Origin of the sequence: Protofrankia coriariae (assembly GCF_001017755.1) — a bacterium.
Classification (GTDB): Bacteria; Actinomycetota; Actinomycetes; order Frankiales; family Frankiaceae; genus Protofrankia; species Protofrankia coriariae.
Map to the genome: position 1 here is coordinate 1 of NZ_JWIO01000058.1, position 13,610 is coordinate 13,610.

The 13,610-nt window shown below is 65.7% G+C and carries 14 protein-coding genes (1 of these 14 running past the window's edge); 13 read left to right on the top strand and 1 reads right to left on the bottom strand.

The window, feature by feature from the left end:
• The first annotated feature begins 212 nt into the window (after positions 1 to 212).
• From FrCorBMG51_RS22325 to FrCorBMG51_RS22385, 13 genes are all read left to right on the top strand, one after another.
• A complete protein-coding gene (locus tag FrCorBMG51_RS22325) occupies positions 213 to 1,400 on the top strand; it encodes a sugar ABC transporter substrate-binding protein (protein WP_235433820.1) in 1,188 nt (395 codons plus the stop codon).
• Positions 1,401 to 1,414: 14 nt separating this feature from the next.
• Positions 1,415 to 2,965, top strand: coding sequence for a sugar ABC transporter ATP-binding protein (locus FrCorBMG51_RS22330; protein ID WP_047224978.1), 1,551 nt, complete (start codon positions 1,415 to 1,417; stop codon positions 2,963 to 2,965).
• Positions 2,962 to 4,035, top strand: coding sequence for an ABC transporter permease (locus tag FrCorBMG51_RS22335; RefSeq protein ID WP_047224979.1), 1,074 nt, complete (start codon positions 2,962 to 2,964; stop codon positions 4,033 to 4,035). Before FrCorBMG51_RS22330 ends, FrCorBMG51_RS22335 begins: the two co-directional genes overlap by 4 nt.
• A 62-nt stretch (positions 4,036 to 4,097) precedes the next feature.
• Complete coding sequence (locus tag FrCorBMG51_RS22340) at positions 4,098 to 5,714, top strand: PEP-utilizing enzyme (RefSeq protein WP_052914948.1); 1,617 nt, start codon at positions 4,098 to 4,100, stop codon at positions 5,712 to 5,714.
• Positions 5,715 to 5,804: 90 nt separating this feature from the next.
• Positions 5,805 to 6,701: an SDR family NAD(P)-dependent oxidoreductase gene (locus tag FrCorBMG51_RS22345; protein WP_047224981.1), complete on the top strand. Its 897-nt coding sequence runs from the start codon at positions 5,805 to 5,807 to the stop codon at positions 6,699 to 6,701.
• A 6-nt stretch (positions 6,702 to 6,707) separates the two neighbouring features.
• Positions 6,708 to 7,874 carry a thiolase domain-containing protein gene (locus FrCorBMG51_RS22350; RefSeq protein WP_047224982.1) on the top strand — a complete coding sequence of 389 codons (1,167 nt, stop codon included), beginning with the start codon at positions 6,708 to 6,710 and terminating at the stop codon, positions 7,872 to 7,874.
• Entirely contained in the window at positions 7,871 to 8,287 is a 417-nt protein-coding gene (locus tag FrCorBMG51_RS22355; RefSeq protein WP_047224983.1) for a Zn-ribbon domain-containing OB-fold protein, read from the top strand. Before FrCorBMG51_RS22350 ends, FrCorBMG51_RS22355 begins: the two co-directional genes overlap by 4 nt.
• 2 nt (positions 8,288 to 8,289) lie before the next feature.
• The gene (locus FrCorBMG51_RS27545; protein ID WP_047224984.1) at positions 8,290 to 8,721 is read left to right on the top strand and encodes an FAS1-like dehydratase domain-containing protein; all 432 of its coding nucleotides are present in this window, start codon (positions 8,290 to 8,292) and stop codon (positions 8,719 to 8,721) included.
• Entirely contained in the window at positions 8,705 to 9,130 is a 426-nt protein-coding gene (locus FrCorBMG51_RS22365; RefSeq protein WP_047224985.1) for a MaoC family dehydratase, read from the top strand. Before FrCorBMG51_RS27545 ends, FrCorBMG51_RS22365 begins: the two co-directional genes overlap by 17 nt.
• Positions 9,131 to 9,139: 9 nt before the next feature.
• Positions 9,140 to 9,571: a nuclear transport factor 2 family protein gene (locus tag FrCorBMG51_RS22370; protein WP_047224986.1), complete on the top strand. Its 432-nt coding sequence runs from the start codon at positions 9,140 to 9,142 to the stop codon at positions 9,569 to 9,571.
• A 77-nt stretch (positions 9,572 to 9,648) separates the two neighbouring features.
• Positions 9,649 to 10,818, top strand: coding sequence for an acetyl-CoA hydrolase/transferase family protein (locus tag FrCorBMG51_RS22375; RefSeq protein WP_052914950.1), 1,170 nt, complete (start codon positions 9,649 to 9,651; stop codon positions 10,816 to 10,818).
• The gene (locus FrCorBMG51_RS22380) at positions 10,815 to 11,285 is read left to right on the top strand and encodes a MaoC family dehydratase (protein WP_047224987.1); all 471 of its coding nucleotides are present in this window, start codon (positions 10,815 to 10,817) and stop codon (positions 11,283 to 11,285) included. Before FrCorBMG51_RS22375 ends, FrCorBMG51_RS22380 begins: the two co-directional genes overlap by 4 nt.
• A gap of 112 nt (positions 11,286 to 11,397) precedes the next feature.
• On the top strand, positions 11,398 to 13,002 hold the full coding sequence (locus FrCorBMG51_RS22385) for a GMC family oxidoreductase (protein ID WP_047224988.1): 1,605 nt from the start codon (positions 11,398 to 11,400) through the stop codon (positions 13,000 to 13,002).
• Positions 13,003 to 13,233: 231 nt separating this feature from the next.
• Here the strand turns inward: FrCorBMG51_RS22385 and FrCorBMG51_RS22390 are convergent, their stop codons facing one another.
• Positions 13,234 to 13,610: the 3' end of an SDR family NAD(P)-dependent oxidoreductase gene (locus FrCorBMG51_RS22390; RefSeq protein ID WP_047224989.1), read on the bottom strand. Its footprint extends 424 nt past the window's final position; the window shows 377 of its 801 coding nt (coding positions 425–801); the start codon falls outside the window, past its right edge; it ends in the stop codon at positions 13,234 to 13,236.

The following is a 13,610-nucleotide window of genomic DNA, read 5'->3' on the forward strand; positions in this document are numbered from 1 at the left end:
CATTTGACTTGACATCTACCGCGCTGCCGGCTGCTCTCGGCCGTCCGGCGGACAGAACCTGGCATCGGGGGCGTTCCTGTGCTGCTTGACAACGTTCAAAACAAATATAGATTTGACGAAAAATCTGTGACGGCCGTCACTCCCCTCACCTGCGGCCGGCTCAGCGCTGTGAGTAGGCGACCGGCACCATCGGTCCAGGTAAGAGGAGCTCAATGTCCCACGTGTCCACGCCCGCACCGCTCTCGCGGCGCGGCATCCTGCGTCCGGCAGCAGCAGTTGTTGCTGCCGCGACCTTTTTAGTTCTCGCCTTGGTCGGATGCTCCAGCTCCGACGACGCAGGCAAGGACGTCGTCACCCCGACCACGGCGGGAAGGGGCTCCGCCGTGCTGGCGGCAGCCCAGGCAGAGGTGGCGAGGCTGCTGCGGACCCCGACGTCCGTTGGAGTGACCGAGCCGTTGAAGAGCGCTCCGGCCAAGGGAGGCACGCTCGTCTTTCTCTCTTGCGAGAACGGTCTGTGCCAGGTGCTCGCCAAGGGTATGGGCGAGGCTGCGAAGGTTGCGGGTCTCGAATACAAGAACCAGCCGATCAAGCTTGCGGACCCGGCGACGCTTATCGCTGGCATGCAGCAGGCTCTTGAGATGAACCCGAAGCCGGTGGGCGTGGCCTTCGCCGGCATACCGGAGGCCGTCTGGGGGAGTCAGATCCCTGCGTTCCAGAGGGCCGGCGTGCCGCTCATCCCGATCGCTGTCGGTGAGACGACAGCGAACCCGATCGTCCCCGCAGGATCGCTTGACGGGCCCGCCGACGCTCGAGCTCAGGCGAGCGCGATCGCGAACTTCTTCATCGCGGACTCGCAGGGACAGGGCAAGTCGCTGATCGTGAACGTCCCGGACGTGGGCTCGCTCAAGATTGCGACAGACCAGTATGTGTCCACGATCAAGTCGGGATGCCCGGACTGCTCGGTGGGGACGGTAGACGTAACGCTGGCCCAGGTGAGCAGCGGACAGGTGGTGCCGGCGGTCGTGTCCGCGCTGCAGCGCAACCGGGACGTGAAGTATGTGGTCACAGTGCAGGGCGAGTTCACACAGGGCCTGCAGGCGGCGGTGAAGGCGGCAGGTCTTCCCGACGTCCAGCTGCTCGGTATCAACCCGGCCAAGTTCAACCAGCAGGAGCTGCAGACCGGCGAGGCGAAGGCCTTCACGCTCCTGCCCTTCAACATCATGGCCTGGAAGGCCGTGGATGTCGCGCTGCGCTATGCGCAGGGCATGTCCGTGGAACCGGGTAACGGTGCGCTTCCGCTGCAGCTGCTCACCAAGGAGACGCTGGGAAGCCCGCAGGACTCGATCGACCGGCCCGAGGACTACAGGCAGCAGTTCGAGAAACTGTGGAAAACAGGGTGACTCCTCGCGAGCTGGTGGAGCGGGCCGACGGAGCTGGTCCGCTCCCACCCAGCCTCCTCACACGCGGCCTCAGCAAGAGCTTCGGCCTGACACGCGCGCTCACCGGTGTCGACCTACGGGTCGACGCCGGCACCGTGCACGCCTTGCTGGGGGAGAACGGCTCGGGGAAGTCCACGCTCATCAAGACGCTCTCCGGCTACCACCATCCCGATCCGGGCGGCAGCGTGGAAGTCGGCGGTCAGCCGCTGCAGGCCGGCGTTGCCTCCTCTGCCTACGACCTCGGCTGCCGCTTCGTGCACCAGGATCTCGGCCTCGTGGACACCTGCAGCGTGGCGGACAACGTCGCACTGACCACGGGGTTCCCCACGCGCTGCGGTGCAGTGCGTCGCAAGGCCCTGCGGCGGCGCACGGAAGAGGCGCTTCAGCGTCTGGGCCTGGCGCTGGACCCCGATACGCTCGTGGGCGGACTAGCTGCCGCCGAGCGTACCGGGGTGGCTGTCGCAAGGGCCCTCGCGGACGCCGACAGGACCAGCGTGCGCCTGCTGGTCCTCGACGAACCAACGGCCACCTTGCCGGACACCGAGGTCAAACAGCTGCTGGCGGTGGTGCGGGCAGTGGCTGCGAGCGGCGTCGGTGTCCTGTATGTCACTCACCACCTGGACGAGGTGTTCGAGGTTGCCGATGACGTCAGCGTCCTGCGCGACGGCCGCAAGGTCGTGACCACCAAAGCAAGGGCCCTCACCAGGCGCGAGTTGGTGGAACATCTGGTGGGCGGCGAGCTGGAGGAGGTGAGCGCGGCGTCAGACTCGCTGCCCACGGCGCACGCAGCTCCCGTGCTGCGTGTTCAGGATCTGTCGGCGGGCCCGCTGGTGACCGCGAACTTCACCGTCCGTCCGGGAGAGGTGGTCGGTGTCGCCGGTCTCACGGGTTCTGGGCGGGAGACGCTGCTCCCGGCGATCTTCGGCGCCATCCCGCGAAGCAGCGGCCGGGTCCAGATCGGCGATGTGATCCTGGCTCCCGGACGACCAGACCGCGCGATCGCCGCGGGGCTCACGCTGCTGCCGGCCGATCGCGTTCGGCTGGGCGGCGTCATGTCGATGTCGGCACGCGAAAACCTGACCCTGCCAGCCCTCCGGGCCCTCTGGCGCGCCCCGCGCTTACGGCGGCGACTCGAAGTCGCCCAGGCCCGAACGTGGTTCGAGCGGCTCGACGTCCGCCCGCGCGGCGCGGTGGACGCTCCCCTCGGGTCGTTCAGCGGTGGCAACCAGCAGAAGGTGCTGTTCGGCAAGTGGCTCAGATGTGCCCCTCGGGTTCTCTTACTCGACGAGCCCACACAGGGTGTCGACATCGGCGCGAAGGCCGAGATCCATCGTCAGATCCTCTCGGCCGTGGAGGCGGGGGCGGCGGCTGTCGTGAGCTCCTCGGACTATGACGAGCTGGTTGCCCTGTGCCGTCGCGTCATGGTGCTCCGCGACGGACGGTTTGTGGCCGAGTTGTCGAATGGCGCGCTGACCGTGGCCGAAGTGGCCCGCGAGGCGTTGGGCTCCGAGGACCGGGCGGCATGAGCGCCTCGCCGCCCGCGCGTCCTCGACCAGGCCTGGGCTTCGACCGTTTCTCCGGCCTGTACCTGTGGGCGCTCATCATCATCGTCTTCGGTATCTGGGTGCCAGACCTGTTTCTCACGATGGGCACCCTGCACTCGGTGGCCGCGCAACAGGCAATCGCGGCCATTGTGGCTCTCGCCGTCCTGGTGCCGCTCGCCGCGGGAGCCTACGATCTCTCCGTCGGTGCGACCGTCAACCTCGCGACCATCATCGTGACCGTCCTGCAGGCGGACAAGGGCTGGTCCATGTGGCCGGCCATCGGTGTCACGGTTGTCGCCTGCTTCGTCATCGGCGCCGTCAACGGCTTCGTGGTCGTGGTGCTGCGCGTCAACTCCTTCATCGCCACCCTGGGGGCAGCCTCGATCATCGCGGCACTTCAGTCAATCGTCTCTGGTCAGAGACAACCGCTTCCGCCCACGAGCCGAGCCTGGAGCGACCTCACCCAACGCGAGGTGCTCGGCTTTCAGATCGTCGTCCTGTACATGCTCGTGGTGGCCATCATCCTGTGGCTGGTGCTGTCGCAGACCCCGGTGGGACGCTATATCTACGCCGTCGGCGGGAACGCTGAGGCGGCTCGGCTGTCCGGCGTGCGGACGGGGACCTGGACGTGGTTCTCCCTCACGACGAGCGCGACGCTGTGCGGGATTGCGGGTGTCCTGTACGCATCCTTGTCAGGGCCGTCGCTGACGTTCGGCGGAGCGCTGCTGCTGCCAGCGTTCGCCGCAGTCTTCCTGGGGTCGACGCAGCTGTATCCGGGCCGCTTCAACGTGTGGGGGACGCTCATCGCCCTCTACGCCCTGGCCACCGGCATCAAAGGTCTGCAGCTCGTCACCGGCGTGCAGTGGCTGGCAGACCTCTTCAACGGTGTGGCCGTCATCACGGCCGTCGCCTTCGCGGTGTGGCGCCAGAGGAAGGCGCGCTCGAAGCGCGATGCGACAGCCTCCCGGCGGAGCAAGGGAACGGGAGGCGCGGAAGTGGATGTTGGAGGTGTGACTCCGGCGTCCGGTCAGCAACCTGCGGCCGTGCGCTAGCTGTTCGCGCGAACCGGTGCCAGGACAGCTACCGGGAGAGCGGCGACGAGAGGAATACAACCATGACTATGGAACCGGCTGTCGAGCAGTGGGATCCGCTCCACAGCCGCAGCGCGCCCCAGGCTTTCTGGAGCACCTCGAACTTCGGTGAGGCAATGCCGGGCGTGATGACGCCGCTGGGATGGACGTTCTGGGGCCCGACGGCGGAGCGCGCCACCCGGGCGGCGTTCGGAAGCATGGGTGCGCTGACACGAAAGGAAAGGGGTTTCCCCGCCGACGAGCGGGACCGTGTGTGCAACGTCTTCTACGGCCGGGTGGCAGGCCGGGTGGACTTCCTGGTCGGGATCGGAGATCGAATCCCCGGCACCTCGGGTGCGGCAGTGGCCGAGCAGGTGGTGGGTGCCATGCCGCCGGAGCTGGCGAGCAGCCCGAGCCGTCGCCGGTGGCCGGTCATCGCCGTACGTTTTCCCTACAGTTTCGCGCTTATCGGACACAGGGTGTGCAGAGCGAACGCCGAGACGCAGCAGTGGTGGCTGGAGAACATCGGCAAGACGAAAAACCTCTCTCGTGCCGAGGCCACCAGGCAGTTCCGTGAGGCCGCACGGCGTTTCGACCGCAACGTGACCGCACAGGGCATCCACGTCTTGTGCGCTGTACAGCCGGTCTATGAGCAGCTCCGACGACTTGTGGAAGGTGCTGGTGCCGGAGAGGTGACGTCATTCATGAGCGGGTACGGTGCGCACGCGGAGAGCGCGATCGTGACCGACATGTGGGCCGCGTCCCGGGACCGCATGACCATCGAGGAGGTCGTGCGGCGACACGGTTTCCACGGCCCCCGTGAAGGCGAGATCTCGGGGCATGTGTGGCGGGAGGACGACACCGCATTATGCAAACTCCTGGAAGGTTACCGCGTGCTGGACGAGAGCGCGGATCCCACACGCGCCGAAGAGGAGAAGCGACGGGCCCGCGAGGCGCTCGAGCGCAAACTTCTGGCATCGTTGCCACGACACCGTCGCCCGAGCGCGCGTCTTGTCCTCCGTCTGGCGGCTAACGTCATCCCGCTGCGGGGAGTCGGCAAGGCCGCGTTTCTGCAGTCTCTCGACATGGCGCGTGCGGCTGCGCGACGCATCGGGGAGCATCTCGTCGACGAGGGCCTGCTCGGCGATGTCGAGGACGTCTTCTACCTGACGACAGACGAGATCGTCGCTCCTCCACGCGATGCCCGCGAGCTGGTGGCCCGACGGCGTGAGCGTCGCGCCTACTATGAGACCCTGCGAATCCCGCCCGCGTGGCTGGGGCAACCGAGCGCCCTCGACGGACCTGGGACAGGGGACGCCACGCCGATCGTTGACGTGCTCGAGGGTGTCGGTGCCAGTCCTGGCATTGTCGATGGGCTGGTGCGCGTCGTAGGCGACTCCGATAACACCGCCGTCGAGCCGGGGGAGATCCTGGTCTCCCCGACGACCGATCCCAGCTGGGCCTCGATCATGTTCGTGTCCGGGGGCCTGGTCGTGGACATCGGGGGAGCCCTCAGCCACGCCGCGATCGTTGCGCGAGAGCTGGGCATCCCATGCGTGGTCAACACCAGGGTCGGGTCCCGGGTCCTGCGGACAGGTGATCTCGTGCGGGTGGACGGCACATCGGGTCGCGTCAGGGTTCTCAGACGCGCCGGTGCCTGACCGACGACAGGCGGGCCTCGACGTGCCTTGTCCTGATACCTAATCAATGTTAGATTCTGATTGGTGGTACGACCTTCGGAGGGACGGCTGATGGGAACACTCGACGGGCGGGTGGCGATTGTGACGGGTGCTGGCCGCGGGATCGGCGGCTCCGTCGCGCGGCTGTTCGCGCGGGAGGGCGCGGCTGTCGTGGTAAACGACATCGGTGCTTCTCTGAACGGCCTGGAAAAGGACGGGAGCCCGGGCGAGGATCTTGTCAGGGAGATCCAGAACGACGGGGGTACCGCCAAGCTGAATGGTGCGGACATCTCGGACCACGAGGCTGCCCGTGATCTCGTCGAGTCGACCATCGAGGAGTTCGGCAAGCTCGACGTGCTCGTGAACGTGGCGGGCATCCTGCGTGACCGGATGATCTTTAATATGGCCGAGGAAGAGTGGGACGCTGTCATCCGGGTCCATCTCAAGGGGCACTTCAACACGATCCGCCCGGCCGCTTCCTACTGGCGACAGCTCGGTGACGCGGCGGCCAACCACCGAATCATCAACTACACCTCTCGGGCGGGCCTGCACGGCGCTCCGGGCCAGCCCAACTACTCAGCCGCGAAGATGGGCATCGTGGGACTCACCTACTCGTGCGCCGTGGCCCTGAAGAAGTACGGTGTCACGACGAACGCGATCTCACCGGCGGCTGCGACGCGCATGACGGACACGGCCAAGAAGTCGGGAGTCGATGGGCCGGACAGCGACAAGTTGTCCCCGGACAACATCGCCCCCATCGCGGCCTGGCTGGCTTCGGAACAGTCGGCATGGTGCAACGGTCACGTCATTCACGCGCGAGGTCTTGAGGTGTCCCTGTACAGCGACCCACGGCCACTGGTCACCGTACGCGCAGAGGGCGAGGCCTGGGATCTGTCCACGATCGGCAAGCAGGTGGAACAGGCGTTCCGACCGATCACGGACGCCGCGCCGGCGAATCCCTTCGTCTGACCGGCTGTGACCATCCGACGCAAGGCCTTTATCGCTGGGGCCTACGAGCATCCTGGACGAGAGCTGCCCGACAGGTCCATCGCGCAGATCCATGCGGAGGTGGCTCTCGGGGCACTGGCTGACGCCGGTCTGACGCTGGCCGACGTCGACGGCTACTTCACCGGAGGGGACGCGCCAGGACTGGGCGGCCTTGCCATGGCGGACTACCTCGGTCTCGCGGTGCGCTACATGGACTCCTCCGACATGGGTGGCTCGGTCTACCTCAGTCACGTCGGGCATGCTGCCGCCGCGATCGCCACCGGGAAGTGCAGCGTCGCCCTCATCACCCTTGGCGGCCGACCGCGCACCACGGCGTTGCGCGCACCCGGTCAGCTGATGGGTGCTCCGCCCGAGGCGGCCTTCGAACCTGTCTTCGGTATGAACGTCAGCGCGGTCTACGCGCTTGCCGCGGCGCGCCACATCCACGAGTACGGTACGACCAGCGAGCAGCTGGCCGAGATCAAAGTGGCCGCCTCATTGCATGCGCAGCACAACGAGCGTGCACTGCTACGCAAGGTCGTCACCGTCGAGGACGTCGTGAACAGCCCGATGGTGAGCAGCCCGCTGCACCGGCTCGACTGCTGCGTCGTCACCGACGGGGGCGGCGCCCTCGTTCTCGTCAACGAGGACATCGCGAAGAGCCTGGACCGGCACTGCGTCGCTGTTCTGGGGCATGGGGAGGCCATCGAGCACACGAAGGGCGGCTGGCAGGACGTGACGGTTACCGGAGGAGTCCGTTCCGGTCGCGATGCCTTCGAAGAGGCCGGCGTCAGCCGCAGTAACATCGACTACGTCGGGCTGTACGACTCGTTCACGATCACAGTCCTGCTGGCGCTCGAGGACCTCGGTTTCTGCGACAAGGGCGAAGGCGGCAAGTTTGTGCTCGGCGGAACCCTGCAGGCGCCGTTCGGCAAACTGCCCTTCAATACCGATGGTGGTTCGCTCTGCAATAATCACCCCGCCAACCGAGGCGGCATGACGAAGATGATCGAAGCGGTCCGCCAGTTGCGCGGAGAGGCACATTCCGCCGTGCAGGTGCCTGACTGCGAAATCGCCTTGGCGCACGGTACGGGCGGCTGGCTGTCCACGCGCATGGGCAATGCCACCGTCATTCTCGGCAGGGAGGATGCATGACAACAGGCGCGGAGCTGCCAGCTCCGGTACCGGAAGTGCAGCCGGAGACAGCAGCGTTCTGGGAGGCGACCTCTCGTGGTGTGCTGCTCGTCCAGCGCTGCACGGCCTGCGGCACGTCCGTGTGGTACCCGCGTTTCCTGTGCTCGAACTGCCACAGTAGCGAGCTGAAACAGGTCGAGGCTTCCGGTCGGGCAACGGTGTACAGCTTCACGCTGACGACCCGGGGGATTCTCGAGTACAAGGATTGCGGTCCCTACGTGCTCGCCCTCGTCGAGCTCGAGGAGGGCCCGAAGATGCTCACCAACATCGTGGAGTGCGACCCTGAGACCCTCAGCATCGGGCAGTCCGTACAGGTGGTGTTTCACGACACGGGAGCTGGTTCGGCGTTGCCGCGTTTTCGTCCGGCGGCTTGACGATGGGGCAGCGCTTCCCAGTGGAGGAAGGCCATGTCATGGCCTTCGCCCGTGCGGTTGGAGAACCGATGCCCTCGCCTGGACGGGTCGTTCCTCCCACTTTCACGGCGACCTCGATCCAGCATGATCCCGAGCATATGCGAGGCATGCGTCCCACGGGTGCGCTGGCTGTCGCTCCTGTGGGCGGCGGTAAGCTTCTCCACGCCGAGCAGCATTTCGAGTACTTGCTGCCAGTTCATCTTGGCGATGTTCTCGAGGTGACAGAGGAGTACGGCAGGCGTTGGACCAGGAGCAGCAAGCGTGGAGGCGAGCTGTTGTTCACCGAGCTCGTGAAGGAGTTGCGCAACCAGCACGGCGCGGTTGTCGTGCGGTCGCGGATGGTGCTGGTCGAAACCCCGCCGACGTCAGCGAGCGTTGATGAGCGTCCTGCCTGAGGTCGGCCAGATCCACAGCATGGTCGTGTGCGACGAAGTGACGAGAACGCAGATCGTGCAGTACGCCGGGGTGTCTGGCGATTTCAGCCCGTTGCACACTGACGAACCGGCGGCCAGGTCCGCGGGTAAAGCGTCGATCATGGGGCACGGGATGATGACGATGGCTTTGAGCAGCCGAGTTGTCACCTCGTGGTTTGGTATCGAGTCGCTGCGCACGTTCAGCGCCCGATTCACGGCGCCCGTGTGGCCGGGGGACCGGCTGACCACCACGGCCACCATCGCAGCGGTCGATATTCACGGTTCCTGCGCTCGGGTACAGATCACCCTGAAGACGACCAACGACGATGGCCGGCTGGTGCTGCACGGCGACGCTGCTGTGGCGATTGACTTCGGTTCAAAACCGAAGTAGAAAACAGAAATGGTCACACCATGGGAGCATCCGCACGCCACGGCAGTGCACAACCTCATGCGGGCCTTCACCGAACGCGACCGCCCTACGATCGAGGCGCTCCTGGCGCCTGGCTGTGTGTGGCGGGTCCCGGGACACAATGCGCTCGCCGGTGAGTATGCCGGACGGGCGGAAGTCATGGGCCTGTTCGGCATGATGCGGCGGATCCTGACCCAGCCGGCCACCTTCGAAGTGATTGACATCGCGATGAGTGGCGACCGAGTGATCGTTTTTCAGTACGGCGTCATCACGATCGGTGATCGCGTCCTGCGCATGAAGGAGCGCCTCATCTACCGTTTCGAAGCGGACTTGATCGCCGAGGTGGACGAGTTCCAGTACGACCAAGCGGCCTTCGATGCCGTCTTCGCCGTCGGCCTGACCGCGGGGAGTGGTCCTACGTGAAGGCCCTGCCACACCGCACCCCCCGTGAGGCCCTTGCACGGGTGCCCAACGGGAGTCACCTGGTGTCGGCTCCTGGCATGGGCGCCCCGACGACGCTGCTCGACGCCTTGAGTGAGGTAGCGCCCGGACGCGACTGGACGCTGTCATCGGGACTGCTCCTCAGCGGTTACCCGTTCGTCGACGCCGTGACAGCGGGGGAGATGACCTATCGCACCTGGCACGTCATGCCTCCGATCCGCGATCTGGTCGCCGAAGGGGTCATCGGCTACGTCCCCGCTCGGGCCTCGCGTCTTGCGGCCCTGCTCGAGCGCTGGCGCGTCGGAGTTGCCCTCGTGCGGGTAAGCCCACCGGACGCTCGAGGTCATTGCTCGCTCGGGCCCTCTGTCAGCTATGGGCTGTCGGCGCTGCATACAGCACAGACCTTGATTGCTGAGGTCGATGCCAGCGTGCCCCGGACTCACGGTGAGTCACGTGTGCATGTGTCGATCTTCGATTCGCTCGTCGAGTCCGTAACGCCGTTGCCGACCTATACCTCCGCGAAGCCGGACGAAATCTCCACGGTGATCGCCAGAAACGTCCTGCAGCTGCTTCCCGGGAACCCCACGCTCCAGATCGGCATCGGCGCCATCCCCGAAACGCTCGTGCGTTCCCTGGCATCGGCTGATCTGGGCAGTGTGCGTTTCGTCGGCATGGCGACAGACGAAATGGTGGACCTCTTCGCGGCAGGGATGCTCAGCGCCGGTGATGTGGTGCCCACCCCCGCCGTGCTGAGCCCCGACATGATGGGCACGCAGAAGCTGCTCCGGTTCAGCGACGACAATCCTGCCATCGGGATGTATCCGTCGTCGGTCTCGCATGACGCCGCCCGGCTGGGAGAGATCGAGCGCTTCGTGTCCATCAACACGGCGGTCGAGGTGGACCTGGCCGGGAACGTCAACAGCGAGACCGTTAATGGTCGCCAGATCTCCGGCGCGGGAGGAAGCCTCGACTATGTGGACACCGCCACGCGGTCGCTCGGCGGCATGCGTATTATTGCCCTCCCATCCGCCTCTTCCGGAGGAAAGGTGTCGCGGATCGCGGCATCGGTTCGGACGGTCACCATCCCGCGCACGATGGTCGACGTGGTCGTGACCGAGTACGGGGTGGCTCGACTGGACGGCCGGACCACGCGCGAGCGGGGAGAGGCCCTCATCGCAATCGCGCACCCCGACCACCGTAGTGCACTCCGAGAGGCGGCCCGCTGGTGACCACCCACGTGCGGCGAGGCCGCTACCTCGACGAGCTTGTGGTCGGCGACGTGTATTCGCATCGTCCGGGACGCACCGTCACCGACACCGACAACGTACTCTTTACGACCCTCACTATGAATACTCAGAGCCTCCACCTGGACGCCGACTATGCTTCGCGCACCGAATTCGGCAGGGTCCTTGTGAACAGCCTCTTCACGATGTCCACCGTCGTCGGTCTGAGCGTCGGTGACCTCACGGAGGGTACGACAGTGGCCAACCTCGGCTTCAGCGAGATCGTCTTTCCGGCCCCGGTATTCATCGGAGACACACTGTTCGCGGAGACCGAGGTCGTCTCTGTCCGGGAGTCGTCCTCTCGTCGGGGGCAGGGTGTCGTCGAGTTCGAGCATCGGGGCCTCAACCAGAGGGGCAAACTCGTCTGCCGCGCCCGTCGCACGGCACTCATGCTGGCGGCGCCCACTGGGTGAGAACCACGGCCAGACGCGTTGACGTATTCGAATCTGAAGAAGATTATGTACGCGAGCGTCACCGAGACGTTGTTGGCCGCTCGCGGCCGAGACAGCAGGACGGGGAGCAGGCATGACGGACGAGACCTACGACTACGTTGTTGTCGGTGGTGGTTCTGCTGGCACCGTCGTCGCCAGTCGCCTTGCGGAAGGGGGCGCACACGTTCTGCTCCTCGAAGCCGGCAAGAACGATCGCCGTCGTCTGGAAATTCTGATCCCCGCTGGCGTCGCGGTTGCCTATGAAAAGCACAACTGGAAGTATCCCGCCGAGCCGGACCCTTCCCGAGGCAATCGCCCAGAGGCATGGATGGCGGGCAAGGTGATGGGCGGAGGCGGCTCGATCAACTCCTGCGTCTACGTCCGCGGCAACCGAGCCGATTACGACGGCTGGGCCGAGCTGGGCTGCAAGGGGTGGGACTACGCGTCCGTGCTGCCGGCCTTCAAGCGTATCGAGACCTGGGAAGGGGGCGAGAATTCCTTCCGCGGTGACAGCGGCCCTGTCTCCGTAATCACGCAATGCAACCGAGGTCAGGCCAACATGGCCTTCATCAAGGCGGCCAAACAGGCCGGGTACCCCGAGACCGCGGACTACAATGGCGAGAAGCAGGACGGTGTAGCTCTGGCTCAGGTCAACCACCGCCGGGGCACCCGCTCCTCGTCCTCGCGAGAGTACATCAAGCGTATCGCTCCGAAGGATCGGCTGACTGTGCGCACGCAGGCTACGGTGGCGCGCGTTCTGCTTGAGGGCAAGATTGCCGTCGGTGTGGAGTACAAGCACAAGGGCGAGGTAAGGCAGGCCCGCGCCCGACAGGAGGTCGTACTCAGCGCTGGCACCATGGCGACGCCGAAGTTACTTATGCTCTCAGGTATCGGACCCTCTGCGCACCTGCGTGAGCACCGCATCGACCTCGTGCGCAACCTCCCCGGCGTCGGCTCGAACCTGCACGAACATGCCTACCTCATGCAGCGTTACCACGCGAAGATCCATACTTTCAACAAGCCGAGGATCGGCGACATACTCGGAGGCCTTAAGGATTACGTTCTGCACGGCACCGGCGTGCTCGCGCTCACGATGGTCCAGGTCCAGGTCATGGCCAAGACAGACCCTTCGCTGCCGGCACCGGACGTGCAGCTGCAGTTCACTCCCATCGCTATCACGCGCAACGTCGACGAAAATGGCATGTTCAACGTTCAGCCTGCCAAGCAGGAGGGCTTTCTCGCCTCTTCGACCTTCACTCACACCCGGTACCGTGGTCGAGTCAGCCTGCGCAGCGCGGACCCGACGGAGCCGCCCCGGATCGAGATGCAGCTCCTCGGGCACCCTGACGATCTTCGTGACACGCTGAGGGGTCTGCGACTGGTTCAAGAGGTGATGGAGCAACCGGCTATGAAGGAGATCACCGCGGGACGCTTCGCTCCTGAGTCGGAGTGCCGGACGGATGCGGACTGGGAGGCGTACGCGCGTGGCAATGTCGTCCCGTCCTACCACCCGGTAGGCAGTTGCAAGATGGGTATTGACGACGACGCTGTGGTCGACCCCGAGCTGCGAGTGCACGGTATTGACAGGCTGCGCGTGATCGACGCCTCAGTCATGCCGAAGGTGACCACAGGCAATACCAACGCGCCATCCATGATGATTGGTGAGCGCGGGGCAGATTTCCTGCTCGGCCGTTCGTGACCCTTACTGCCTGACGCTGGTTCGAGCGATCCCAGTCTCCCGGCACGGCGCCGTGTCGGTACGGTTTCGTCGAGAGTTGTGCCGAGATGTCCGGACTGAGATGTCGCGGCTCGGGCGTGCCAACTGGCGACAGGGTCGTGTGCTGTAGACACCGATCAGTGAGTGACCGGCTGCGAGCCCCAGACCGCGAGCACACAGCCGGCCGACTCGGCCGCGCTTCGGCCGCTTCAGTCATTTCGGTCCGAAGCGCTGGGCTCCATCGATGCGGATGGTCTCGCCGTTGATGTAATCGTTGCCGACGAGGAATGACACCAGGTCCGCGTATTCGTCGGCGCGTCCCATACGCTTGGGGAAGGGAACGGACTTCCCCCAGGTCTCGTGCGCGGCCTCTTCGTCCAGCTGAAAGGCAGGCGTGAAGAAGGTGCCGGGAGCGATGGTCACCACCCGGATCCCCACAGCAGCGAGGTCGCGTGCCGCGACCAGCCCCAGCCCGACAACGCCACCCTTGGCCGCGCTGTAGTCGCTCTGCCCGATCTGGCCTTCGAATGCCGCGATGCTGGCCGTGTTGACGATGAGACCCCGCGCACCGGAGTCGAGCGGCTCGAGCG